A 26,561-nucleotide genomic window follows, 5' to 3' on the forward strand; every position below is an offset into this window, starting at 1 on the left:
CCTTAACCCTTGATCGCGCCGGCAATCATGCTTTTCTGAACCTGTTTATTGAGCAGCAAATAAATAACAATCGTCGGAATGGTTGTAATCATCAGCCCTGCCCCAATGATCCCCCACTGTGTAATATAAGTTCCTACCATCGACATCATCCCCACCGTCAGTGTCTGATAGGAAGTCTTGTTAATGAATGTGACTGCGAACATCAGCTCATTCCAGCAGGAAAGGAACGTAAAGATCGCGACCGTAGCTATGGCAGGCCGAACCAATGGTAATATAATGGAGAAGAATGTTCGATAGATGCCGCATCCGTCCATGACAGCGGCTTCCTCCAGCTCTCGGGGAATCCCTCTAAAAAAGCTGCCAAGAATAAACACGGCCATCGGAATTCCAAACGCAACATAAGGGATAATCAATGACCAATAACTGTTCAGCAAACTTAAGCTTTTCAAGACCATAAACAAAGGCAGCAAGGCTGCATGAATGGGTACCATCATCCCAAGCAGAATCGTCGTCATGGTTAAATTGCTTAACTTCCAGTTCATTCTCGTGATCGCGTAACCTGTCATAGAGGATAGGATCAACACAAGGATAATAGATACCGCTGTTACCAGCACACTATTGAAAAAATAAGTTAATACATGACCATCCGACAAGGCCTTGGTATAGTTACTCCAGAGAAATTTCTTAGGGAGTCCCACCACATCCCCGCTGAATATCTCGCTATTGTCCTTAAGTGAGAAAAAGGCCAGCCAAATGAGTGGATATATCTGCGTGATCGCAACAAGGACTAGCATCCCCTGCAGCAATATTCTTCCAATATATTGTGGTTTTTTGGGTAACACCACTTCGGCAGTACTCACATTTCTCACCCCTATTCTGTTTTGAAAAATTTATTAATGATAATTGTGAATACTAAACATTCCGCGATAATGAAGACGGATATTGCACTGCCATAGCCGTATCGGTAAGTATCGAAAATCGTTGTATACATTAAAGTGCTCGGTACTTCGGTGCTATAAAAGGGGCCGCCACCTGTCAGTACATAAATCAGATCAAACACTTTGAATGCACCAATGACCGAAAAGACAAGGCATACTTTAAGAATAGGCTTCATTAGCGGAATTGTGATCAAGAAGGCCGTACGCACGCGGGAAGCCCCGTCAATTTTGGCAGCTTCAAAAATGTCCTGCGATATCGACTTTGCACCAGCATACATAAGCAGCATATGATAGCCGATATACTGCCACAAGGTAGGAATAAACGAAGCGATAAGTGCCGTTTTCTTCTGTCCAAGCCAATCCTGCGCCAGATCGGAAAGACCTACGCTTTTCAGCAATGAATTCAAAAGACCATAATCCGCATTATAGATTTTAGACCAGAGCTGAGCGATAACTACAGTGGAGATCAATACGGGAATAAAATATACCGTACGGTAAAACCCCTCTCCCTTAACGTTGGAAGCGAGGATAAGCGCAAGCAACAAAGAGATGGGCAATTGAATAAAAATAGAGGCTGCTGCAAACAACAAGGAATTTTTCATGGAATTTAATGCCCTTGAATCCGTGAACATCTCAACATAGTTGTGAAGTCCGATAAATGTGCCTTTGCCGACACCATTCCAATCCAGCACACTATAATAACTGGAGACGAAGATCGGAACTAACACAATAGCACAAAAGATGAGAAGGGTAGGAAGAACAAATATAGCAATGGCTGTTTTATTAGAAAATACAGAATTCATTGTCGTTCTCCTCTCAAAAACGTGGTCAGGGGTGCCCCCTGACCACATCTCGTTTGGGTTTTATCAAAAAATGATCAGAGGCTTAGTTCTGTCGGTTTAAGCTGTGCCATCTGTTTGCAGAATTGTTCAGGGGTTATGTCGCCTGCCAAAAGCTGCGCAATTAAGTTTTTATGGGCTTCTGCGGAGTCAGCAGGGAGAATGTTATCCCACCATGCAATAAACGAAGTCGCTGTTTTCATAATATCTGCGCTAGACAGGTCAAGCGTGGAAAGCCCAGAGGTATCAAGTCCGTCCGTATTCCAGCTTGGGAGCCCTGCACCAGCTAGATACCCTTTCGTGCCAAGTTGTTCACTCAGGTACTTAAGGAATTCAACAGCTTCTTTGGGATGCTTGGTGTTTTTGCTGACATAGAAGCCGTCTACAGCTCCGCCAAATATTTCAGTGTTTTTGCCCTTACCATCCTCAAAGACAGGGAAGGGAATGACCTTGACCTTACCTTTGACGGCCGAGGACGGATCTTCTATCCCCGCATTCACCCAGTTGGCTTGGAACATCATGGCCCCGCTCCCTGCATTAAATGCGCCAAGCATTTCATCATAACTCATGCTGAACATGCTGGTGTTAAATGCGCCTTTCTTTGCCAGCTCTTGCATTTTCGTTGCTGCCGCCACAAAGTCCGGCGAATTCCATTTCGAAGGATCCTTAAATGCTTCCATAACCGCCGCATTGCCTGCCTGGCGCATTGCAATGATATCGTACCAATACATGCCGGGCCACCGATCCTTCTCTCCGATCAGAGCCGGTGTAATTCCCGCCGCTTTTAATTTATCCACGGCATCAAGCAGTTCCGAATAGGTTGTGGGCAGCTTAGCCCCCGCTTTTTCAAATAATTCAGTATTCACATACAGATTCGCGATATGGGTGTAGACAGGCAGTGTATAAATTTTCCCGTTGTTTTCAATGGCTTTCGCCATGCCTGGACCCATTCTGGATTTGATATCGTCTGTTAAATAGCTAGTAATTTCAAGAACATTACCGGAGTCAATATAGGGCTGCATAAAGCTGCCCCCGCCCATACCATAGAAGATGTCTGGAGCTTCACCTGCAGCGATAGATGTTTTAATTTTGGTCTTATATTGCTCCCCTGTCGTACCTGTTCGTTCAATTTGAATGCCGGGGTGTTCGCTGTTCCATTTCTCGATGATTTGCGGCAATAATTTTGCAGACGGGTCCGTGTTGCCTACAGACTGGTCCCAGAGTGTCAGCTTGATGGAATCGCTTTCATTAGATGGCGTGCTATCTGCTGATTCAGACGAACAAGCCGCGATGCTCCCTGCCAGTCCTACAGCCAAAATGATGCCGAACGTTCTTTTTATTAACGCTTTCATCCTTTGCCCTCCCTATGAATATTTGCTGTTTCTATAACAAATTCTAGGTAAATCTCCCCTCTATCTCCATTCAAAATACAGACATCTCCTTTTAAAATTCAAACATCTTTCTGTCATCATCTATTATTTCTATATTCATTAAGGGATCGGCCGGTATTCTTCTTAAATAAGATGCTGAAGTAGTGCGGATCTGTAATCCCAACCTGTACACCGATCTCGTATCCTTTCAGATTCGTCTGCTTTAGTAAGGTTTCTGCCCTTTTCATCCGTATATTCGTAAGATACTCGACAAAGGTCTGCCCGGTCTCCTTCTTCATAAGCCGCCCCAAATGGCCTGAACTGACAAAAAATGTTGCCGCCGTGCTCGCTAGTCCTACTTCTGGATTGCTTAGGTTGTTTTCAAGATACTCTTTCACCTGGCTTATTAGGTTGCCTTCTTTGGTTTGTCTCCTTGAGCCGATCGCCCTGGAAACATGAAGAATATAACTCTCCAATGTGCGGATTAATTCCGGAAGATGATCAGCTGTGAGGATAGAGATCAGAGACTCTTTATTAAAAACATAGTTTTCGTCTTCAATCTGCTGCTCTATCGCTGCCCGCTGACATGCTGTGATGACATCCATCGCCGCCATACGAAACTCCGATACACTGGAGAATGGAACGTTAAAAATATCACCCAATGCCTGAGACGCACGTTCAGAAGAACCGACGCTGATATAGAACTGAAGCTGCTGAAGAAGGCCCGGGTTGGACCGGTACTGCTGCTCACCGCGTTCAACGATATCTTCGAAGCAAATAACCTGGTTTACCCCTACGAAAGCTTGATAATTGAGGGCACGACAGGCTTCCTGATATCCCAAACATACTTTTTCTATGTCTTCATATTTCCGCCCGATACCGATGCTTACCACGCATTTATTAGTTCTAGTCAGACTCTCTGTTAACGATTCACATTCGGCAATTAGATTGGCATCTTCATTCCGGGAAACAATCACAATCTGGTCTCGGGTATCCGTTAAGATAATCACACCGGCATTTCCCCCATAAAATGCTTCAACTTGATTTCTACATTCCATCCTAAGGAGAATCAATTGTTCCTCGGTCTGCTTGGCTGATACAGAAGAAACTTCAATTACGGCTATTTGAAACGCTCCTATACCAAGGCCTAAGGGAACTTGAAAATACTCCGCTTTTTCGTGAATTTCCTCCTTGGATAGGGCCCCCTTCAACCAGTGGTATAAAAATTTCTCCTTGAGGTAAGGGAAGTTCTTCCTCAAATCTTCCTTCAACTTCTCCAATTCTTGATCACGCGAACGCTCCTCAACAATCATACGTTTTAGCTTTTCTGTCACACGGAGCAGCTCAGAGGCGTGAATGGGCTTTAAAATAAAATCAGCAATGCCTATTTTGATGCTTTTATGTGCGTATTCGAATTCATCATGACCGGTAACGACCACAACCTTAATATCGGGATACATTTGTAATACTCTTGTGCTAAATTCAATTCCATCAATAGAGGGCATATAAATATCCGTAAAAATAATATCGGGTCTATGTTTATCTACAAAATCTAGAGCATCACTTGCATTGGAAGCTTCCCCTATAATCTGCATACCTTGTTGTTCCCAATCAATGCGCATCTTGAGTAAATTTCGTATCAGGTATTCATCATCCACAATTAAAACCTTTAATTTTCCCATGCTGGAACAACTCCAATCGGTATCATTAATGTGACCCGCGTCCCTTTTTCAGGTTCGCTTTCGATCTGAATACAATCCTTGTCTCCATAAAAAATGCGCAGCCGTTCCATCGTCCCCCACAGTCCAAAACTTTTATTTTGACCTTTTCTCTCTGTGTACAGGATCTCTGCAATCTCTTCTTGAGACATCCCAACTCCATCATCAGATATAGTGATCTCCACAGCCTCTTTCATGGATCGTGCGCTGATTCGTATCGTTCCCGGGGACCCTTTAGGCCGTATCCCATGATAGAGAGAATTCTCTACCAGTGGCTGCAGCACAAGCTTTGGAATCGGGAACTGACAGCATTCCTCCTCCACTTCGATCTGAACCTCAAAGGCATCCTGATACCGTGTTTTCTGAATTTTCAAATAATTTCGTACGATATCAATTTCTTCGCCGACCGTAATAACATCTTGCCCTTTGCTAACACTAAGACGATAATAGCTCCCCAAAGCTTCGATCAACTCACATACCTGTTCGTTAAGTCCCGACAAGGCTAATGAAGTAATAGAGTCCAGCGTGTTATATAAAAAATGCGGCTTGATCTGGGCCTGAAGCGTATTTAGTTCTGCCTTGCGAATGGTGTTCTGCTCTTCAATAATTCGTTTGAGCATCTGATCAATTTGTTCAATCATCTGGTTGTATCCCATAAACAATTGTTCAAATTCATAGCTATTCAGTTCAACATTTACTTTTCTGAAATTACCGCTAGGCGCCTTGTCCATAGATCGCAAAAGTTTATGAATTGGTTTAATAATACTTCGGGAGATGATGAACGAACTCATAAAGAAAACGGTTCCATTTATGATAAGCAGAACCAGCGCCAACAGGACAAGCGACTTATTTTTGGAATCGATCGTATCGTATGATTTTATACTGACAAACTTCCAATTGTAGTTCCCGCCTGATAAATAAGAAACTGTATATTTCTGCGAACCTGAGTTCATGCTGAATACCCCTGAGCCACTCTCCTGGAATTTCTGCTGCAGTATATCTTTATTTGTTGTAATCAACTGCTGAACAGCTGGGCCACTCTGATCTTCAAAGGGATTGGCCACGATCAGTTGATTATTTTCATCCAAGACCGCTATTTGAAACGAATCCTGATTCAAGAGATTCGAATACGCCTGTACAAAAGAGTCGGCTTTTATGTTCATGACCAATACCCCTAGCCGGGATGTATTGTCAATGTCACGAATCAGACGAATAAACGATACGAAATTATCTTCTCCGGCACGCTCTGAGAAGGCCCCGCTTCCATTCAACCTCAAGATATACTTCCCTTTATTAAGAACTACCTGCTCATACCATGGGGCATCCTCTACATTGGCCTCCTTGAAATTTGGCAGCTCCTGAGTCCCAACTGAAAAACTGTGGCCTGAATTGTCAAAAATATAAACCGAATCAATAATTGGAACCGCTTGCATAAGATTATACAAATATGCGCTGACCTTTGATTGAGTTTCCAGATTGGCGTAGACCCCTCCTTCTCTGAGCAAATTTTGCAGATTATGATCCGAAAAGACCATCTTCGAGTAGTTATTCACATTCTCAATCATTAAATCAACATTGGTCTGGATCGATGTAATCGTCTGTAAAGATGCCTCGCTGATCTTCTTCTGTGCTGAATTTGACGATATTTTGTTCAGTACCAAATAACTGAATCCTACGGTAAATAAGATCACCAGGAAATACGCGAACGGTATTTTAAAAGCTAATTTTTTCGGTTTGCGGTGAAACAAAGATTTAAGAATAGTATTCTTTTGCAGGTTCACGACTTATCTCCCTCCAATGTATTTCTAATCCCCTATCTAGGTATAGCACCTTTCCTACTTTATCAAGTAAAGCATAATCTTCAAATATTAAAAACCCAAACTGCCCGGACATACGCTTGACAAGTATGATACTGCCTACATATAATGAGACCATAATACATATGAATGAATGATCATATGTTAATCAATAAGTTATGGAAGGTAGGTTTTTATTATGGAAGGACATAACCATAGCCACGATCACGTACATGGGAGCAATAACAAGAAAGTTTTGCTCATCTCATTTATGATCATAGCGAGTTATATGGTGGTTGAAGTTATTGGTGGATTTGTTACCAATAGCCTTGCTTTACTCTCTGATGCTGGTCATATGTTATCGGATGCTTTAGCGTTAGCTATTGCTCTCATTGCTTTTAAGTTTGGAGAGAAAGCTGTCAATATGGGAAAAACATTCGGTTACAGAAGATTTGAAATATTAGCTGCGACTCTGAACGGCATTACATTGATTGCGATTGCCTTATACATTTTTTACGAAGCCATTGATCGATTTCTGAATCCGCCAGAGGTTGCTTCAGTAGGGATGTTAGTTATCAGTATCATTGGCCTAATGGTTAATATACTTGTTGCGTGGATTATGATGCGCGGGAGCGATACAGAACATAATCTGAATATGCGAGGGGCTTATCTGCACGTTCTGAGCGATATGTTAGGATCTGTTGGAGCCATTCTTGCCGCTCTGCTGATGATGTTCTTCGGTTGGAACTGGGCGATCCTTTGGCCAGTGTAATTGTCGCAGTATTGGTTCTTCGTAGCGGATGGCATGTCAGCAAGTCTTCTCTGCATGTATTAATGGAGGGAGCTCCTGGGAACGTCAATGTCGAGGAAATCGTTCAGGAGATTTTGAGAGTAGAAGGCGTAAAATCAGTACATGATGTGCATATTTGGTCCATTACGAGTAATTTAAACGCACTTACAGCCCATATTGTAGTTGATGGAAAAAGAACCGTATATGAGAACGAGAATCTACTACAAACCATTGAACATATGTTAGCGCATAAGAACGTTCTACACTCCACGGTGCAAATCGAGTCTGAGAAGCACCAGCATGATGCGGGCATTTTGTGCACCATTAAAGCTAACGAGCCGGATGCACATGCCCATCATAATCACTAATAAAGATAGGTTATTCTAAGAAGCATCCGTTAATAAGGCCAGATTCTTGTCCTAAGCTAGGGACAAGAATCTGGCCTTTTCACACGCGCTCGTTGGTCAATCCCCTGTCAAATAACAAGCATTAATGGGCGACCATACTTTGAAAGATACCATTTACTATTTTCTGAGCATCATATTTGACCCAACCTAATAGTGCAGAACCTCGCGATGTTTGCCAAGGGAATCCGACAAAGAAAAGCCCCTTAACTGGAGATACACCCTCGTTATGTATAATGTTACCATTCAGGTCAAATGCGTTGGCGATTTGAATCCATTGGTCATTCCGCTTAAATCCAGTGGCCCAAATCACATTATCAACTACCAGCTCACTGCCATCCTCATAAATAATACGGTTATCTAACCCGTTTAATGCACGGGGGTATACTCTAACCTCCCCTCTTCTGATCAATTCTCTCAATTCATATCCATAAACGTATTCAGGCTGATTTCTCAACCATTTCCCAATCATACTCCGAGTATTAGCCCGCAATATCCCAAGCTTTTCAAAAAACCAAAATATACTTCGATTCATGATGTACAAAGGTTTAAACGTTATATTTCGGGCTACCGAAATGTATAGGGGTTGTTTGAGAACTTGTGCTAATTCTACTGTAATTTGAGCACCCGAATTCCCCCCTCCAACAACGACTGTGGTTCCAGGAACTAATTGTGAAGGATTCTTATACTCCGAAGAATGTAACTGAAGAACATTTTCTGATAATGACTTAGAGAACATAGGGACATTTTTGATCTGGAAAGGTCCGGTCGCTACAAGGATATTAGATGCCTTAAGAATCCCCTGTGTAGTTTCTAGATTGAAAATCTCCCCTTCTTTCCAAAGACGAAGTGCCATGCATTCTAATCTGACAGGGAGATCCATATGTTTAGCGTAAGTTTCCAGATAGTCCGAAATTTCATCTTTGCTTGGAAAACTATTCTTATCCCCTTCAAGTGGCATACCTGGCAAGCCGTCGTACATCCGCGGCGTAAAAAGAGTCAAAGAATCGTACCGTTTGCGCCAGGAATCCCCAATTGAGGAAGCCTCATCAATAATTAGAAATTCCAATCCTGTCTGCTTAAGATAGTACCCTGCGGCCAAGCCAGCTTGCCCAGCGCCAATAACCAATACATCATACATGTTTATCATCTCCGCCTGTGGTTTATTCACTGGAACATATGAACAAGTGATCATATGTATTATAAACTGACACCTTTCCGTAGGCAATAATCACTTTGTATACGTTTCTTCAAAGTTTCGCTACAATTGCAAATAAAAATGGATCAGCAACTGCTGATCCATTGAATTAGCTATGTTTTAAATGTTCCATGGTTTGCATAAAAATTTCTTGAACATGTTCATCATCCAAGGAATAAAAAACGGTTTTTCCCACTTTCCGGCGTTTAACAATCCGTAAATTACGCAAGAATCGCAGTTGATGTGAGACTGCTGATTGTCCCATATCCAGCACTTCTGTCAAATCATGAACACAAAGTTCACTTTGAGACAAGGCGTGAATAATTTTTATTCTGGTTGGATCCCCTAAGGTTTTATATAAATTTGCCATTTCAGCAGCTTTTCCGTCTTCAATTAATTTATCTTTAACTAATTTCACATTGATATCCGTTCCCTGACAAGGAATGTCACAAATTTCTTCACTCATGTATTTTCCCGCTTTCCTCACACAAAATGATCATGTTCCGTTATTATAACATACGGATATTTTAATTTCATAATTCAAGAAAACAAACCTCCAGGGAATCCCTCCCCTAGCTTGAAACCCTTTACAAGTATTCCCTAACTGTTCTACAACCAACAACATTTCAATAAAAATTAAACAACCTGAGTCCATATGAATATAGGACTCAGGTTGCTTAGAAGTGCTTTTTTATTTCTGTCTACTTGACAGGGATTAGTTCATTATACGTGCTCTCCATTATTCCAGCTCAAACCGCTTAACGAGCTCCTGCAGCTTGCGAGCCATATCGGACAGCCCCTGCGAAGCATGAGCAATCTCCTGGATTGATGCCAGCTGTTCCTCAACAGCCGCGGAAGTCGTCTGTGCGCTATCTGCAGATTGGTCGGACATCCGAGACAGCTCTACCACGGACGCTGAAGCTTCCTCAGTTCCTGCTGAAATTTGTTCGGATACCGCAGAAATGTCTTGAATCTGCTCGTTAATTGAATTCGTAGAATGCAGAATACTGGAGAAGACCGAAGCCGCTTCCCCACTGATTCGCAATCCTTCACTCACCTGGTTCCGGACGTTCCCATTCATCATCGCATTGGTACTTTCGATCAGGGTATTCATCTTCTCAATTGTAGCTCCAATGCCGTCCGCCGTCTGTTTGGATTGTTCCGACAGCTTGCGGACTTCTCCGGCAACGACAGCGAATCCGCGCCCTTGCTCCCCGGCTCTTGCAGCTTCAATAGCGGCATTAAGAGCTAGCAAATTGGTCTGGCTTGCAATATCCGTGATAGCCTCATTCATCATTCTGGCCTCGCCGGACAACTGCGCCAGTTGTTCGACCATCTCTGTCGATTCGGCTACCGCATCCAGAATCCGGTTCATTTGACTGCTGACGTCCTTGATGCTCTGGCTGCCCTGTTCCACATGCTGCTCTGTCAGCTCAGCAGAGTTTACAATCGTATTGGCAGATTCCGCAATGGACTGTACTCCCTTGGCCATTTCTTCTACCGTTGCAGCGGTCTGCTTGGAAGCCTCCGCACCTGTCAGCGCGGCTTCTGCCGTCTCCTGTACCGTAGCGGACACATGCTCCAAGGACTCGGCCGTCTGTTCCGTGCTCTCTTTAATCGTGTCGGAGGAGAGAGCCAGCTTGGAAGAAGTATCGCTCAGTTCCGATACCATCGTTCGCAGTGAATCGGTCATGTCGTTGAAGCCTTCAGCGAGCACGGCGAACTCATTTTTGCCTTTGACATGGAGCCTTCTGGACAAGTTGCCTCTGCGAATATCATTCATCCCTTGTTGCAGCTTCTTCAATGGACGAGCAAAAGCAAGAATGACGAAGGTCATCAGAATGGCAGCCAAGACGATGGACGCAGCAATTACCCAGAGCGTGGTGTGCATGATCGGTTTGGCGGCGGTTCCGTAATCACTGGTAGACAAGGAGGCAAAAATCTTCCATCCTGTGGCAGGTTCTGTAACGCTATACCCGTCCAAAGTTAATCCTACGGCAGTCATGGACGATTTGGAAATATCCTTGTATTTCTCGTCTGGTGCAACGAAGGAAGGATCTACCTCACCGGTAGCTTCGTAAGGAGCACCCGTTGTTAATACTCCATTCTCAAACAACACCCCTGCTCCCGTAACCACCTTCTTCTTAGCATCCGTTACAAACAAGGCGCCCGTGTCACCGATTTTGACATTCTTTACAACATCCGTCAGTTTGTCTATGTTCAAGCTGAAATTCAGAACGCCATTTCCATCCTTCAGCGTCTTCGACAGGTTGAACACTAGTGGACCGGCCAGAGAAGGTTCGCTCGTCTCCGCGATAGAAATCTTCCCTTGATTCGCTATGGCTCTGGTGTACCAGCCGGCCTTCAGCGGGTTGAAATCCGCCACCTTGGCTTTCGGAGATACCGTATATTTCCCGTCGCCGCTTGCTAAGATCACTTCGCTCAGCTCAGGGTGCATACGAGTAAACTCATCCAGCTGCTGCTGGAGATCACTGCTGCTTGCTCCGCCGGAGCTTAAGTTTGAGGCCAATACCTCCAAATTGCTCATTGCGTTAGTCATATGCATATTCACGACGCTGCGCACAAGAGCTGTATTAGATAGAATTCCATTCGTAATTTTGTGTTTAACCTCACCTTTAGCACTCTCGTAGGAAAAATAACCGATCAGTATGCTTGGAATCAGAAGTACAACCAGAAATGCTGCAATCAATAACGCTCGAAACTGTCTGGATGAATGTTTGCTTAACTCCCAAATCCTATGTACCCTTTCTTTCACACTGAGTTTTTGTTTAACTTCTGTTTTACTCTGTTTCTTCTGGTTCATATCGTTTTTTATGCCCTCCCCAAATAGTCATTTTATGTATGCTGTGAAAGCCTAATGACTTATTTCGGCAAATTTCATCGTTTTTTTATAGTGCTATTTTTATTTACATGAAATTCAGATCAATTTTCATATTCGTAGATGTGAAATGTAATTAGGGTTAATTTGGTTACACAAATAAGCATATAGCTGGTAAAGTGTTAGAATCTACCGTGAAAAATTATACGAAAGAGTGTGCAGCCAGATGGAATATGAGCTCATAACATTTAATCAAAATCTGCCGGTAAAAATTATTCTTCATCCCGTAGACGATACCCGGTTTATCCCGAGACATTGGCATGAAAGCATAGAGATTTCTTACGTACTTTCAGGAAGCATTGAATCCATCTATATCGAAGGGACAAATTATAGATCCGAACAGGGTGATATCGTTGTGATTAATTCGAACGAGGTTCATTCCTTTTCTGTGAATCCGCAAGAAGAGGGCTCGGCGCTGACGGTCATCATTTCCTACGAGTTCTTAAAGTCCAACTTTCCGGATATGGACCGCTTCACGTTCCAGTGTATCTCAAGAGAGGTGACAGACCAGAACCAGCTCTTAAATATTCAACAACTACGCGAAAATCTGGACACCCTCGTTACGACCTATCGGAATCGTGAGACAGACCCGCTTGCTCCGATCAAAATTAAAGGGCTAACCCATGAGCTGATTTATGTGCTGCTAAAGAATTTTGCCGTTGAGAAAAAAACTGCAGGGATCATTAAATCCCAGAAACATCTGATCCTGTTAACGGAAATCACGAACTTTATCAAGGAACAGTACAACCAGCCACTGTCTATTGATTTCATTTCTACCCATTTTGGGTTCAGCTCTGAGTATCTGTGTCGGTTCTTCCGCAAGCATATCGGAATGACGATTCTTCAGTACATCAACACGATCCGGCTGGAAAAAGCCTACCGTGATCTGGTGACAACAGACCATTCTATTACCCAAATTGCTTATGAGAACGGGTTCCCGAACTTAAAATCATTCAATCGAGTCTTTAAAGGCGTATACCTGGTCACGCCAGACCAATACCGCAAGTCAAAGCGACAATAGACCTAGAAAAATGTCGAATGATCAAGAAACGCCTCTATTTTAGCTAAGAATGAACCATATCCTTAGTAGGATTTTTGCTACAATAGCAGGGAGAACTCATACATAAGACACATTTTTGGAGGGGAAGAACCTTGTACAAGAAACTATTGATTTCTATGACTGCAGTGCTGGCCTTCGCTGGATTTGCTAATCTGGGAAGCCCCAATCAGGGAGCTTTCTCACCTGCAGCTGCATCCGCAGCATCGGTTCAAGCAAGCACAAATTCATCGGCTTATGATGATATCAATGAGAAGGTAGACGGCTCCTTAGTCCTTGAAGGGGATATCGCATTTGCATATCCGGGTTCCAACGGGGTTACGCTGCGCGGATCCATTCGACTGCCTAATTCCTATGAGAAGGGGAAAAAGTATCCTGTAGCGATTCTGTCCCATGGTGTATTGGGAGATCGGAATCAGCAAGGAATGTTTACCCAGCTTACAGATGCTTTGCAAAAAAAAGGGATGGTCACCGTCCGCTTTGACTTCGACGGTTATGGCGAAAGTGACGGAGAACTTAAATATAATTCGATCAAATCCGAGAAAGAAGACCTCAGCGCGATCATTGACTACGTAAAAACGCTCGATTATGTGGATACCAACAGAATTAATCTGGTAGGCTACAGCATGGGCGGAGCGGCAACCAGCTTGGTAGCTGGAGAAAGAGCCAATGAAATCCATAGTGTGGCACTCTGGTCGGCAGCAGCAATCTTGGTTGATGACGCTGAGAGAGGCAGCCTGCTCGGGGCAACCGTTGATGTGAATAACCTTCCGGATGAAATTCCGATCTTCGGCGGAGCTTATACGTTCGGCAAGAAATGGTTTGAAGACGCCATTGGCTTGGATATTTACGGTATTGCGCAGAAATATGAAGGCGATGTGCTGATTGTCCATGGCGATAAAGACCAAGTTGTACCTATGAGCTATTCCAAGAAATATGACAAAGTCTACGGCAAAGGCGCTAAGCTTGTTGTTGTCAAAGGCGGCGAGCATGTCTACGCAGGTGACGCTTTGGATATGGCTGTAAAGCGGACTGTGAACTTCCTTTACAAAGAGAATAAAGTGAAGAAATAAGGTTAGGTAATATCCCCTCTGAGTAGCGCTCCATAAAAGCCCCATGGTTCATGGGTGGAGGATGCTCGGAGGGGATTTTTGCATGCTTTAGATTTTGTTTTCCCATCAAGGAAATCAAAAATTTTGAACAGTATTATATAGATCATGATTATATCCGATGATATTGGGCTGTTGCATAGTAGGGAACTAATGATATAGGAGGAGATTTTCCAATTATTTTGCACATGGCCGCTCGATTCATTCGGCACTGGGTGGGGGTAAAAGAATAAACCTTGGAGGGAATTACCCTCACAAGGCTATTTGTCAAATATCTTTTTGATTCTTTCACGGTCAAAGTCGAGTATCCAATCATTGTATTTTTTATAATTGATTCTAATATCCCCTTGTTTTTAGCTAATATTATAATATAGTACGGAAATGTTGAGAGTTAAGTTATATTGAACGTAGCCCCTGAATTATTCAACACTGAGTGGGTAAAAAGAAAGACCTTGAGGATTACTGCCCCCAAGGCCTCTGAAAAGACTAATTTGAATCTCGATAATTCCCTGCCATTTTTTTTACTAACTCATGGATTTGGTCAATATGCCAAATATAATCTGAAAGTTTCAAGTGCAATTGTAGCAGAGTTTCAACAGTTTCATCTACTGAAAGCGAATCACTATTTTCAAGCTTGGATAAGGTATTCCGGAGTTCAGTAATCATTACTTGGAAATCTTTCAAATTAGTATGTTGTTCATTTAATTCTTCCTGAGTGATTACCTTCACTCGGCATGAATCATTTATACTGGAAAGGATGTTATATGTCCTGAATAATTCGTTTTGCATATATTCTCTCCTTTCTAAGGAATTCTTCGCCCTTCTTTCAACGCCGCTTCTGTATTTTTAGTATTAAACGAGCCGTCCAAATTTAAAACTGCTTTTACCTTTCCTCGACCATCAAATACTTCGATATGGTCACGATGTAACGTGTCTAAATAATATTGGTCACCTTTCTTCAAGTAACTATTACCTGTTTTCCCAGTAACCGTATAGACTGTAGCACCCTTCACCACAGTACTCGTTTTTTGCGATCGATTTTTCAGCGAAGAACCAAAGTCAAGCTTAAAGAACTCAGACATATTATTCGCTTTAAGAATCTCACAATTATGCACCCAAACTCCAAGATTAGAAACAAAATACGAGTTAAAATCAGCTACCTCAAAGTTATAAACCGTTGCTTCTCGCGGCTCTTTTTCAATCTTATCTATTGCCAGTTTAGAACCGTCACTCGAGACAAGCAAGTCGCCAACTTTCAGATCTTTAACGAACGTCCATCCCTTGCCATCCAACCAAAACGGATGCTCTCCAGTAACCTCAATGATTTCGTCTCCGATGTCGACATGGTAAATTTCGTTATCCTGTTTTTGGAACAGCCCCACGACCTCTTTATACGCGACTGCTCCAGTCTCGTCAGACTTAGCGAGAACCTTGTCCCCTACCTCGATTTCCTCGATAGGTTTCTCCCCTTCGTCTGTAAGCACCTTCGTTCCTGCAGTAAAACAGTTACATCCCTTTAACGCCTTGCTTGATGATGTACCATTCTTCCCTTTAACAAGACCACCTTGTGGATCTAACATTCCCAAATTACCTAAAAAACTTGAATAAACAGTAGGAGTAATGTAAGCACTATAGGCTTCTAATAGATAGGTTCTAGCCCAGTCCGAATTCCCTTTACTATTTTTGTAAGAGCTAGTTTGAGTCGCTAAATCAAATAGATAATTAAATGTATTGTTATTGTCATTAAAAACAGGCGTATGACATTCTTATCAAGTAGAAAAACTATTTTTTATTGGTTGTGCAATTTCCCAATTAATCAATTTAATACTATACTTTTGGAGTAATTCATCTGCAGTAATTAATTCGGTTGTAGTTATATCATCATCCTTTTGAATCATTAGAGCATTAGGAAATAGATTATGAGGTTGTTTATTGTTGAAGTCTCCCATATAATAATCTGCTCTTCCAGATGGGAAGTAAATTTCTATAGAGTTGTCATTTTTAATAAAGTTAATCTTTCTTTCCCACTAGCTAAGTATTGGTTCCACTTGCGGTACTTACCTCGACCCTCATCAGCACGTATACCAACATATTCACATATTAATGTATCTTCTATAACCATTCGTTTCCCATTTAACTCATATTCCAATCGAAATGGAAATTCCCCATATTTGAGTTTAGGACTCGGTGGGGTATCTTCAGACTGTATTCCAATAAATATAGCTAACCACGGGAACACAAAATAGGAAATAACTATAAGAATTAGAAGCAAGGGTATTCCGAACACGGCCATAAACTTAAAATTCATTTGGTTCTTACCTTTCTAATAGCGATATCACACAAACCCCTAATTTACTTATTTCATATCGGGAAATCCTGTTAGTTACTAAATAGGGAAAAAGACCCTTTGTATATTTTCCTAACTATATCTCTAGGGCCATATCGCCCTTTACCTCCCCCCATTGCCTCTCCAACCCGCTTTCTACATTGACAAAATTCTATTGACATTGTCATAGTTAAACTCAACTATAGTAATGTAGCAAAATATACATATGACTGGGAGGCGCGCTTGTGAGTGAGAAGAAACCTCGATTAATCCAATCCGTGCAGCGGGCGCTTGATATTATCAACTGCTTTGATTCTTTGCATGTTCAATTATCTCTGACCGAAATCAGTGAGAAGCTTAACTTGAATATTAGTACGGTCTATGGCTTAATTCATACGCTATGTGCTTATTCTTACATGGATAAGAATCCGGAGAACGGGAAATACAGACTGGGCTTAGAATTCCTGATCAAAGCGAATCTGGTCTCGCAGAGTCTTGATCTCAAGGAAATTGGCCATGCCCATTTAACCGAGCTGACCAAGAAATATCATGAAACTTCACATCTATATGTATACCAGCATGAACAAATTTTTTGCGTAGATAAGGTGGAGTCCCCGAACAACTATTTTATTGTCAGCTCCAGAGCGGGACACAAGCTGCCCATGCACGCTTCCGCTTCCGGCAAAGTATTCTTGGCCCATATGTCCGAAGCAGAGCTGCAGCAATTCTTGAGCAGCTATAGGCTCACTTCATTGACAGATAAGACCCTTACGAATGAAGAGAACCTGCTGCGCAACCTGCGGCAGATCAGAGAACAGGGGTATGGAATTGAGGATGAAGAGATTGAGACGGGCGCTTATAGTATTGCGGCTCCTGTCAAGGATGCAGGAAACAGGATTGTTGGAACCATCAGCGTGGTTGGGTCACTGGCGCGAATCAAAGAGCAGGAGGAACATATTCTCACGGATCTGCTCTCCGCTGCTGCTTCTATCTCGAATCAATTCGGTTACCAGCCAACGCCCACTTACGAGAAAGAAGCTCGCATTTAAGTGCGAGCTTCTTTGAATTATAAAATTTAATAGTTGTCTCACCGAGTATCCCCTTGAGCCAGCTGCAGCAAGGTATGATAAAGCACCTCGGTACCCTGTCCGCAATCTGCCTGGGAGCTCCATTCCTTCGGGCTGTGGCTGATTCCTTCCTCGGAACGCACAAAAATCATGCCTACCGGCCACTTCGAGCTGAACTGCATTCCGTCATGACCCGCACCGCTTACAAGCTCGGGTAACTGCGAACGTCCAGCCAGCGTTCCAGCCTGAACAATAGCCTCCTTCACTTCCGGAGCACTCGGCGCTGGAGCGACCCTCTGCAGCAAGCCGATCTCAAGCACTGTCTGGTGCTTCAGACAGGTCTGTTCTGCATACTCACGAATGCGGGATTCCAGTACATCTCGATCCGCTTCATCAATATCCCGCAAATCAAGGGAGAATTGAACCTGGCTCGGAATGACATTAATTCCGCCAGGCAGCGTATGGAACTTACCTACTGTGGCAACGGCGTTCGGAAATTTTTTAGTCTCTGCATAGATGAAATTCAGCACTTCCGCCGCTGCCTGCACCGGATCTCTTCTGATATTCATCGGGGTTGCCCCCGCATGTCCTGCCTGACCTGTGATGGTGAACTGCTGCCACAAGGGCCCCGCTATACCGGTAACTACTCCTACAGGTTCATTGAAGTTTTCAAGCACTTTGCCCTGTTCAATATGTAGTTCAACATAGGCCTTTACTTGGTCCGGCGCTTTAGCGGCTTCGTGCAGGCGCTCAGGCTCCAGCTTCACCGCCCGCATGGCTTCTTCTATCGAAATCTGATCTGCATCTCGGTGCTTCAGATCCTCCTGCCGCAGGGTTCCGGCAACGGCACGGCTTCCGATCATGCCGAATCCAAAGCGCGAGCCCTCCTCATCCGTAAAAGCAATAACCTCTATTGGATGAACCGTCTGAACCTGCTGCTCCTCCATGGATTGCAAAGCCTCTATGGCAGCCAGAACGCCCAAGGCTCCATCGAACTTCCCGCCATCCGGCACGGTATCAATATGCGAGCCTGTAAGGACAACAGAAGCCTGCGGATCCGTCCCCTCTCGGCGCCCGATCAGGTTGCCGGCTGCATCCTCATGCACGGAAAGTCCGGCTTCGCTCATATAGCGTGCGACTAGGCTCTTAGCCTGCCGCTCCTCTTCCGTGAACGAATAGCGGGTCACGCCTCCGCTCTCCTGAGCGCCAATCTCGCCTAATTCCATGAGCCTGTCCCAGAGGCGCTCTGCATTAATCACCATTAGGCTCGTCTCCGGCGCTTTCCTGCTGTGGGCTGCTTCCATCCTCAGCTTCTTCTTTCATTTTAAAGCGGAAATGGCAGTGCCCATCCTTCACCAAATACTTATCATGCTCGACTTCAAAGTTGGCATTATAGCCCCGGGCAATGGCCGGATCGATCATTTGACAATACAGAATTCCGTACTCTTCCATGCCATCCTTCTTCCACTGGTCACCGAAGGCGCAGCGCGTGAAATTCTGCTCAATTTCTAACGGATGGTATTCCGTAACATATTCAAACAGGTCGCTCCTCCCCATATCGTAATTCGGCAAATAGCTGTGAATATCGTTCGGCTGTCCAACTGCTGCGGCACGGCGGGCGATATCCCGTCCTCTTTCCTCGCCAAAAGTGCGAACACCCTCGCGGATAGCGTCTTGTCCCGCTTCCCCAAAGCGGTCGACCACCGCCTTGGACAAGTGAGCAAATAATTTGGCCATAATTGTATATGGCTCAACCGGCTCCAGACTCTCGTCATGATTTAGCTTTTGCTTGGCTTCCTTCTCGGCTTGATTCTGGTTCTGTTGCTGTCCCTGTCCCATGTTAGCTGCCTCCCCAATGATTTGCTTATTCTACTGGCTGATCCCCAAATAAATGGATTTCACCACATCGTTGTCTCTCAACTCCTCGGCAGTTCCTTGTACGACGATACTGCCTGTCTCCATCACGTAGCCGCGGGTAGCAACCGCCAGAGCCATCTTGGCATTTTGTTCAACCAGAAGCACTGACACGCCTTCCTTGTTAATTTGCCGAATGGCTGTAAATATCTCCTTCACGATGAGAGGAGCCAGTCCCATGGACGGCTCATCCAGCAGCAGCAGCTTAGGCCTAGCCATAAGTGCCCGCGCAATCGCCAGCATCTGCTGTTCGCCCCCGCTCATAGTGCCTGCCAATTGTTTCTTTCGCTCTTCTAAGCGCGGGAACAATTGATACATTTTGCGAATATCTTCAGCAATCACTGCTTTATCGCGGCGAACATAAGCGCCGAGCTTCAGATTCTCCAGCACGGTCAGATCGGGGAAGATCCCTCTTCCTTCAGGAACTTGGGAAATCCCAAGTTCTACAATACGATGGGGCGCAAGCTTAGTAATGTCTGCGCCCTCGAACTGAATTCTCCCCTGGATATGCCCGCTAAGTCCTGAAATACTGCGAAGAGTAGAGGTTTTCCCCGAGCCGTTCGTTCCGATCAGCGCAACGATCTCACCCGAATATACATCCAGGCTCAACTGCTTTACCGCCTGAATCACACCATAGCTGACCAATAGCTCCTGAAGCTCAAGGATCTTCTGCTTCTTAAGAACATCTGTCACAGCTCCACCTCCTCCCCGCCAAGATAAGCGTTGATCACATTCGGATCGTTCTGGATCTGCTGCGGAGTACCCTCCGCGATTTTCTCACCATAATTCAGTACGACAATACGGTCGGAAATATCCATAATCATCCCCATGTCATGCTCAATCAGAATGATCTCAATGCTGAACTCCTTCGCTAGCTGCTTGATTTTCTGGATCAAACCCGCTTTCTCGGCCGCATTCATCCCCGCTGCAGGCTCATCAAGCAGCAGCACCTCACAACCTGTGGCAAGTGCCCTGGCAATCTCCAGCAGACGCTGCTCACCGTAAGGCAAACTGCCGGCAAATACATCCAGCTTATGGTCCAGCCCAACGATGGCGAGCTTCTCCACACATGACTGAGCAATCGCCTCACGCTTGCGGCGAAGAGTGGTCTGCGGCTGAAATACGGACGAGAACAGTCCTTCTTTATTGCAGTCGGCATGTGCGACAAGCACATTTTCCAGCACCGTCATGTTCTTAAGCAATCTGGTGTTCTGGAAGGTTCGCGCGATTCCCATTCCTACTCTTTGATACGGCTTCAGCTTGTTAATGACCGTATCTTTGTAAGTAATTGTTCCGGAAGTAGGCCGGTAAATGCCCGTAAGCAGGTTGAAGAGAGTGGTCTTCCCTGCTCCATTCGGTCCAATGACCGACAATATTTCACCGCGGCGAACTTCCATATTCACCCCGTTCAAAGCAACCAATCCGCCGAATTTGACCGACACCTGATTCAATTCAAGCACCTTATCCATCACTTACTCTCGCCTTTCTGCACAGTACCATAGAAGTTAAACTTCCGGTGCTTCTCTCCCCAGAACCCGGACGGTTTAAAGATCATCATCATCACAATCGCCAGTCCCATCAAAATCATGCGGTAATCGCTGACGTATCTTAGAATTTCAGGAGTAACGACCATGATCACCGCTCCGAGAATCGAACCAGGCAGACTTGCGCTTCCTCCTAAGATCACCATCGCCAGAATATTCACAGAATCCATGTACCTGAATGCGTCCGGACTAATAAATGAAATGTAGGCAGCCCAGAACGCACCCGCCGCTCCCGCAAAAAATCCACCCAGCGTAAACGCCAGCAGCTTATAGCGGTTAGGACGAATGCCTATGGACGCTGACAGCGTCTCATCTTCACGCACTGTCAGCAGACTGAGCCCAATTCCTGAATGCACCACTCTATGAATCACAAAATAAGTAATCACCGCGAGAATCAGAATCAAATAATAGAATTCCAGCTTGCCGCTGAACGTATATCCAAATAAGGAAGGGGCAGGAATGCCAGGTAAGCCCATGGGCCCCCGGGTCACATCCACCCAATTGACAAAGATCAAGCGGACGATTTCCCCAAAGCCCAATGTAACGATCCCCAGATAATCTCCTCTAAGCCGGATGACAGGACTGCCTAAGATGAAGCCGAAGAAACCGGCAATGATCGCTGACGCAGGCAGCGCAATCCAGAAGGAGAGGCCCAAATGGATCATTAAGAGCGCTGCAGCATAGGCGCCGATTCCATAAAAAGCAGCATGTCCCAGCGCAAACTGTCCCGCATAGCCAATAATGATATTAAGACTCATGGATAATACGGAGAAAATACCGATCATAATTACGATATGAATGAAGTAATCATTGATTTGCTGCAGGATCACAGGCATGACAATGATGAATAGTGCAGCCACAAAGAGAAGGGCTGTTTTCTTTCTCATGGTTATCACCTACACCTTGTTGATATCTTTCTTGCCCAATATGCCTGAGGGTCTGATCAGCAGCACGATAATGAGAATAGCGAAGGAAATTACACTCTTATATTGAGTAGAAATATATGCGCCGCCGAGCGTTTCCACCAGACCAAGCAGCACGCCGCCCAGCATCGCTCCCGGGATGTTCCCGATCCCCCCAAGTACCGCTGCCGTAAAGGCATTGATTCCTGCCATATATCCCATGGTCGGATAAACTGCGTTGTAATAAATCCCCACCATAATCCCGGCGCAGGAGGCCAGAGCCGAACCAATGGCGAACGCCAGGCTGATCATTCGGTTTGTATTAATTCCCATCAGCGCTGCATTCGTGAGACTCATGGAGGTGGCCCGCATCGCCGTGCCTGTCTTTGTCTTCGTTACGAACAGCTGCAGGGCGAGCATCAAGATCAAGGACAATACCAGAATTAGAATTTGAATTTCCGAGAACGTAACGCTTCCGAGCGTATAAGTGCGGCTGCCAAAGGCCGTTGGAAAAGGATGCATCTCGGTTCCCCATAATTTCTGCGCCAGACTGATCAGCAGTGTCGATACCCCCAGCGCACTGATTAACGGAACAATCCGGTCCGCTGTTCTAAGCGGGCGGTAGGCAAGCCGCTCAATAATGATGCCGAGAAACGCCGTTCCCGCAGCCGACAGTAAAAATGCAAGATAGAGGGGAAGATGAAATTCCTGCATAAAGAAGAGGCCCAAAAAGCTGCCCACCATGTAAATATCACCATGCGCGAAATTAACAATTTTCAAGATTCCATATACCATCGTGTAGCCTAAAGCGATCAAAGCATAGATCATGCCGATGGTCAGTCCATTCGTTAATTGCTGGAGGAACATAGTAACATCCTTTCAAAGCCAGGGAGCAGGAAAGTGAATCTTCCCTGCTCCTAGTTCACAAAATTATTGATAAAGCTCAAATTTGCCGTCTTTCACCGTCAAGCGCGAAGGAACCGTGACCACATCGCCATTCTTATCAAAACTGATCGTACCGGTTGGACCCTTATAATCCTTCAAGGTCTCAAGGTACTGCTTAATGCTTTCACGATCAGCGCCCTTCTCCTGGATGGCCTTAATGATTACAGAGGTGGCCACATAGGAATAAGCTGCATACGTATCCGGCTTGCTGTTATATTTAGCTTGATACTGCTCGTCAAACTTAGTTGCTTCAGCATTATCCCCACCGGGATAGAAGAAACCGATCAGCTTAAAGCCTTCAACCGATTCTTTGCCGAGACCCAGCAGTGCTTGCGAGTAAAGGCTGTCTACCCCGATAAAATTAACATTTAGGTTCAGCTTTTTCGCCTGCTGGGAGATCAGAGCTGCTTCATTATAGAAGCCGCCGATAAAGATCGCGTCCGGCTGCTTGTCCTTGATCTTAGTTAGGGCCGTGCTGAAGTCCTTATCCCCTGGGTTGTAGGCTTCTGCTGCAACCACTTCGATCCCGTTCGCAGGGGCGGATTTCTTATAGACATCAAGAAGTCCCAGTCCAAAGTCAGATTGTTCATAGATCAGAGCCACTTTCTTGTAGCCCAGCTCCTTAGACCAGTTCGCAAGATAATCCGCTTGAAAGGCATCTGTCGTAATGACGCGGAACGTATAATTCCCTGCATCCGTAACCGCTGGAGCGCTAGAAGAAGGAGACACCTGAACGATTTTGCTCTTGTTATAAATTGGAGCCGTTGCTAATGTGGCCGAACTGTTAAAATGACCTACAACGCCCAAAATGCTCTTGTCCGATACAAATTTATTGGCAACGTTAACAGCTTCATTCGAGTCCCCCTTATCATCTTGGACGACGACCTCCACCTTCTTGCCATTAATGCCGCCTGCTTCGTTAATTTGAGCGGCTGCCAGTTCGGCTCCGTTCTTAAAAGCCGTTCCGTATTGCGCCTCTGTCCCGGATATTGGAGCCGCCAGACCGATGCGAATCGTATTGCTGTCCGCCTTGGATTCACTGCCGGCGCCGCATCCGCTGAGCACCCCTGCAAGCAATCCTGTTATGGCGAGTACACTTAACGTCTTCTTCATCTTTATCCCCCTCAATCAATAATTAATCCTATGAGTTAAGTTTGTTTTAATTATAGTGATTAATCTTGAAAAATCAACAATTATTTATCAATGTCATATCCATTTTGATAATATCAAAACCATCAGGTGTGATCATAATAAAAACGCCCGGTTTTCGGACGCTCAGGCCTATGGCTTTCATCATAGATCGTTAAGGCATTTAAAGAGATTCTTGCTTAAGCTAGTCTCAATTGGAACTGAACGACCGCATAACAAAAGGGGGATCCGCAAAGCCGTTTGGCTTCTCGCGGATCCCCCTTAAACTCATCATATATGAATCAAATAATATGAATGCTGTTGACCTCTGTTACTCATTACTTCTTCAACTGAATCTCAAAGGCAGCGTGCTCTTCACCAGCAAATACAATGGTTCCGTCCTTAGGAAGCGTGACTTCGTTATCGCCGCTAACGACAGTAAAGTTCACACATAACCCGTTCGCATCATATACCGCAAAGGCTCCGCGTTCAGGCATCTTCACCGTCATCGTCTTGCCAGCGGCTTCCTCAGGAACCGTGTACCATCTGGCCGTCTCTCCATTCTGCAGCTTCACAGAAGAACTGTTCCCAGCATACAGAGACTTGACCCCATCTTCGCTCATATAAATTGTACCGGCTGCCTCTATATATTCCACATTCCCTTTGGTGTAGAAGTGATATTCTGCCGTATCTCGGCTGCCCGTTGCAGGAATTTGGTGCTGACTTCCCGCCGTGTTCGCATCTTCAATCTTCTTATCGACCAAGTACCCTTTCAGCTCATCTGCCCGGGCAACTTGAACTGCTGGCAGCATCAGCTGATAGACGGCCGAGCTGTATTTCTCATTTACAGGATAGTAGACTTTACCTTCCCTCTTCGCCCAGGCGGCTTCTGTCTCAGGAGATAACGCTACTTCTTCCAACTTCTCAGCGGAGTAAGCATTTAATGCCAACTGTCCCAGCCCAGGGACCGTAGCATATTGTCTCTCCCACAAATAGGTGCGGCCATTCTTCTCGGTTACGAAGCTGATCTTGGCGCTCCCATCCTCGGAGACGAAGGTTCCTTCTGCGGTGTAGACAAGCTTTTGCGCAGGATCCTTAGGGTTAAGCGGTGTCGTTAACACCATTTCTCCATCCGCAAACGCTACCTTAATCTGCTGGCCGCTAGCCCCGTAATAGCCTGCATATTTGAGCATACTGCTTGGAATTTCAGCTTTCACTGGCTTGCCAAAGGACTTGGCCGGCTTAAGCTCTTTGATGATTCCCTTTTGCTTCAAATTCTGAAGCAGAAGCTCTGCCGCAAGCAGCTGGTCCACCGAGCTGGAACCGCCGGATGATAGGACGGCAGCCGCCATATTTTGCTCCGGAAGAACGATCAGAGAGGCATGATACAGCAAGGTATCTCCGCCCTTAGTCAGCGCCTTCATGCCGTAATCATTGAACGGGTACAGATTCACACTGTCCCAGCCCAGCCCGAAATTTACTGAATTATCGGAATCCTGCGGCCATAATCCCTTCTTATACTCGGCCTGAGCCATGGCCTGCACAGACTGTTCGGACAGGACGTCCTTAGAGCCCTTCATAAATACGTTCGCGAATTGCACGAGATCCTCAGCAGTGGAATAAATTCCTCCTGTTCCGATCACATTCACCGTCTCGTTAGGAAGCTGGCCTTGATAGGTTGGATAATATAGTGCGGCCATCTTGCTAACATCCACCTGATCCTTAGGTGTCTTGGTATGCTCCAGCTTCAGCGGTCCGGTCAGGAACTGATGAATGAATGCGGTATAATCCATTCCACTAACTCGTTCTACCAAAATCTCAGCCAGGGTAAAGCCGTCATTGCAATATACCGAGAAAGCACCCGGATCAGCCTTCAGGCTTTGGGTGGATAATTGCTTCAGCAAGGTATCATGGGCGTAGGAATCATTATCCTCAAACAGGAAGGCACTGCCCAGACTTGAACCGGGAAGCCCAGAGGAATGATTGAGCAGCATCCGAGGTGTGATCTGCTTATAGCGATCGTCCTTCATTTTGAATTCCGGTATGTACTGAATCAAAGGGGTATCCAGATTAATCTTCCCTTGATCTACCAGCTTCATCACAGCTGCGGCTGTGAACATTTTACTAGTTGATCCAATTCCGTACATCGTCTCTGACGTCAGTGGGACTTTCCCTTCTGCATCATTTAGTCCCGCCTGCCCGGATATCGTGATCTTGCCTTGATCAATCAGGGCATACTGTACGCTTGTTGTCTGGTATTTCTTGGTAATTAGCTCCGCCTTCTCGGCTACAAGCTTCTCAAGTGTTCCTCCTGAAGTGACAGGAACGGTAGTCTCCGCTGCAAATGCGCCTGCCGGCACGAGCAGCATGACGACGAGGACAGTTACCAGCATGCTTAGCAGTCTTTGTTTCAAAGAAAAACCTCCTTATTTTTGAAAATCCATAATTTAGTACGTATGAACATATAAGTAGGTTTCTTAAATTTGACGTGAACTGAACCCTGTACATAAGAAGAGTCGTCTTATTTTGTCCTCTTATCTTGTGAGCTGTATCACAAGCCCTGCTGTGAACGGAGTTTATATTGGGAAGTGTACAGAATCTCCACAGGAGGCGCTTA

General features: G+C 45.0%; 21 protein-coding genes and 1 pseudogene. 4 read left to right on the top strand and 18 right to left on the bottom strand.

Annotated elements, in window-relative coordinates:
- Nucleotides 1-2: 2 nt before the first annotated feature.
- From DCC85_RS16135 to DCC85_RS16155, 5 genes are all read right to left on the bottom strand, one after another.
- A complete protein-coding gene (locus DCC85_RS16135; RefSeq protein ID WP_199909930.1) occupies nt 3-860 on the bottom strand; it encodes a carbohydrate ABC transporter permease in 858 nt (285 codons plus the stop codon).
- Between the two features lie 11 nt (nt 861-871).
- Complete coding sequence (locus DCC85_RS16140) at nt 872-1,741, bottom strand: carbohydrate ABC transporter permease (RefSeq protein WP_108466502.1); 870 nt, start codon at nt 1,739-1,741, stop codon at nt 872-874.
- A 74-nt stretch (nt 1,742-1,815) separates the two neighbouring features.
- On the bottom strand, nt 1,816-3,129 hold the full coding sequence (locus DCC85_RS16145; RefSeq protein WP_108466503.1) for an extracellular solute-binding protein: 1,314 nt from the start codon (nt 3,127-3,129) through the stop codon (nt 1,816-1,818).
- A 116-nt stretch (nt 3,130-3,245) separates the two neighbouring features.
- Nucleotides 3,246-4,829, bottom strand: a complete 1,584-nt coding sequence (locus DCC85_RS16150; protein ID WP_108466504.1) for a response regulator — start codon at nt 4,827-4,829, stop codon at nt 3,246-3,248.
- Nucleotides 4,817-6,646, bottom strand: a complete 1,830-nt coding sequence (locus DCC85_RS16155) for a sensor histidine kinase (RefSeq protein ID WP_234414207.1) — start codon at nt 6,644-6,646, stop codon at nt 4,817-4,819. The genes DCC85_RS16150 and DCC85_RS16155 overlap by 13 nt, the downstream gene beginning before the upstream one ends.
- Nucleotides 6,647-6,860: 214 nt before the next feature.
- On the opposite strand from DCC85_RS16155, the pseudogene DCC85_RS16160 reads away from it, so the two are divergent.
- Nucleotides 6,861-7,819 (top strand): annotated as a pseudogene (locus DCC85_RS16160) (cation diffusion facilitator family transporter).
- Nucleotides 7,820-7,940: 121 nt separating this feature from the next.
- Here DCC85_RS16160 and DCC85_RS16165 read toward each other — a convergent pair.
- The 3 genes from DCC85_RS16165 to DCC85_RS16175 all read right to left on the bottom strand — a co-directional run bounded on the left by DCC85_RS16165 (nt 7,941) and on the right by DCC85_RS16175 (nt 11,877).
- Nucleotides 7,941-9,005, bottom strand: a complete 1,065-nt coding sequence (locus DCC85_RS16165) for a flavin-containing monooxygenase (RefSeq protein ID WP_108467920.1) — start codon at nt 9,003-9,005, stop codon at nt 7,941-7,943.
- Between the two features lie 157 nt (nt 9,006-9,162).
- On the bottom strand, nt 9,163-9,519 hold the full coding sequence (locus DCC85_RS16170) for an ArsR/SmtB family transcription factor (RefSeq protein WP_108466505.1): 357 nt from the start codon (nt 9,517-9,519) through the stop codon (nt 9,163-9,165).
- Between the two features lie 273 nt (nt 9,520-9,792).
- Nucleotides 9,793-11,877 carry a methyl-accepting chemotaxis protein gene (locus tag DCC85_RS16175; protein ID WP_108466506.1) on the bottom strand — a complete coding sequence of 695 codons (2,085 nt, stop codon included), beginning with the start codon at nt 11,875-11,877 and terminating at the stop codon, nt 9,793-9,795.
- A 241-nt stretch (nt 11,878-12,118) separates the two neighbouring features.
- Between DCC85_RS16175 and DCC85_RS16180 the strand changes: the two genes are divergently transcribed.
- Both DCC85_RS16180 and DCC85_RS16185 read left to right on the top strand, forming a co-directional pair.
- Complete coding sequence (locus DCC85_RS16180; RefSeq protein ID WP_108466507.1) at nt 12,119-12,973, top strand: AraC family transcriptional regulator; 855 nt, start codon at nt 12,119-12,121, stop codon at nt 12,971-12,973.
- A gap of 131 nt (nt 12,974-13,104) precedes the next feature.
- Nucleotides 13,105-14,082 carry an alpha/beta hydrolase family protein gene (locus DCC85_RS16185; RefSeq protein WP_108466508.1) on the top strand — a complete coding sequence of 326 codons (978 nt, stop codon included), beginning with the start codon at nt 13,105-13,107 and terminating at the stop codon, nt 14,080-14,082.
- A gap of 522 nt (nt 14,083-14,604) precedes the next feature.
- Here DCC85_RS16185 and DCC85_RS16195 read toward each other — a convergent pair.
- Both DCC85_RS16195 and DCC85_RS16200 read right to left on the bottom strand, forming a co-directional pair.
- On the bottom strand, nt 14,605-14,907 hold the full coding sequence (locus DCC85_RS16195) for a hypothetical protein (protein WP_108466509.1): 303 nt from the start codon (nt 14,905-14,907) through the stop codon (nt 14,605-14,607).
- Nucleotides 14,908-14,921: 14 nt separating this feature from the next.
- Nucleotides 14,922-15,698 (bottom strand): polymorphic toxin-type HINT domain-containing protein, encoded by a 777-nt coding sequence (locus DCC85_RS16200; protein ID WP_442789500.1) that lies wholly within the window; start codon nt 15,696-15,698, stop codon nt 14,922-14,924.
- A 991-nt stretch (nt 15,699-16,689) separates the two neighbouring features.
- On the opposite strand from DCC85_RS16200, the gene DCC85_RS16210 reads away from it, so the two are divergent.
- Nucleotides 16,690-17,493 carry an IclR family transcriptional regulator gene (locus DCC85_RS16210; protein WP_108466510.1) on the top strand — a complete coding sequence of 268 codons (804 nt, stop codon included), beginning with the start codon at nt 16,690-16,692 and terminating at the stop codon, nt 17,491-17,493.
- A gap of 38 nt (nt 17,494-17,531) precedes the next feature.
- Here the strand turns inward: DCC85_RS16210 and DCC85_RS16215 are convergent, their stop codons facing one another.
- From DCC85_RS16215 to DCC85_RS16250, 8 genes are all read right to left on the bottom strand, one after another.
- Complete coding sequence (locus DCC85_RS16215; RefSeq protein ID WP_199910028.1) at nt 17,532-18,773, bottom strand: Zn-dependent hydrolase; 1,242 nt, start codon at nt 18,771-18,773, stop codon at nt 17,532-17,534.
- Nucleotides 18,763-19,350, bottom strand: coding sequence for an L-2-amino-thiazoline-4-carboxylic acid hydrolase (locus tag DCC85_RS16220; protein ID WP_108466511.1), 588 nt, complete (start codon nt 19,348-19,350; stop codon nt 18,763-18,765). The genes DCC85_RS16215 and DCC85_RS16220 overlap by 11 nt, the downstream gene beginning before the upstream one ends.
- 30 nt (nt 19,351-19,380) lie before the next feature.
- Nucleotides 19,381-20,091: an ABC transporter ATP-binding protein gene (locus tag DCC85_RS16225; protein ID WP_108467923.1), complete on the bottom strand. Its 711-nt coding sequence runs from the start codon at nt 20,089-20,091 to the stop codon at nt 19,381-19,383.
- Nucleotides 20,092-20,114: 23 nt separating this feature from the next.
- Nucleotides 20,115-20,894, bottom strand: coding sequence for an ABC transporter ATP-binding protein (locus DCC85_RS16230; protein ID WP_108466512.1), 780 nt, complete (start codon nt 20,892-20,894; stop codon nt 20,115-20,117).
- Nucleotides 20,894-21,856 (bottom strand): branched-chain amino acid ABC transporter permease, encoded by a 963-nt coding sequence (locus DCC85_RS16235; protein ID WP_108466513.1) that lies wholly within the window; start codon nt 21,854-21,856, stop codon nt 20,894-20,896. The genes DCC85_RS16230 and DCC85_RS16235 overlap by 1 nt, the downstream gene beginning before the upstream one ends.
- A 9-nt stretch (nt 21,857-21,865) precedes the next feature.
- The gene (locus DCC85_RS16240) at nt 21,866-22,738 is read right to left on the bottom strand and encodes a branched-chain amino acid ABC transporter permease (RefSeq protein WP_108466514.1); all 873 of its coding nucleotides are present in this window, start codon (nt 22,736-22,738) and stop codon (nt 21,866-21,868) included.
- A gap of 63 nt (nt 22,739-22,801) precedes the next feature.
- Nucleotides 22,802-23,929: an ABC transporter substrate-binding protein gene (locus tag DCC85_RS16245; RefSeq protein ID WP_108466515.1), complete on the bottom strand. Its 1,128-nt coding sequence runs from the start codon at nt 23,927-23,929 to the stop codon at nt 22,802-22,804.
- Between the two features lie 353 nt (nt 23,930-24,282).
- Entirely contained in the window at nt 24,283-26,358 is a 2,076-nt protein-coding gene (locus DCC85_RS16250) for a serine hydrolase domain-containing protein (RefSeq protein WP_108466516.1), read from the bottom strand.
- Nucleotides 26,359-26,561 lie beyond the last annotated feature (203 nt).

Source organism: Paenibacillus sp. CAA11 (genome assembly GCF_003060825.1).
GTDB lineage: Bacteria > Bacillota > Bacilli > Paenibacillales > Paenibacillaceae > Fontibacillus.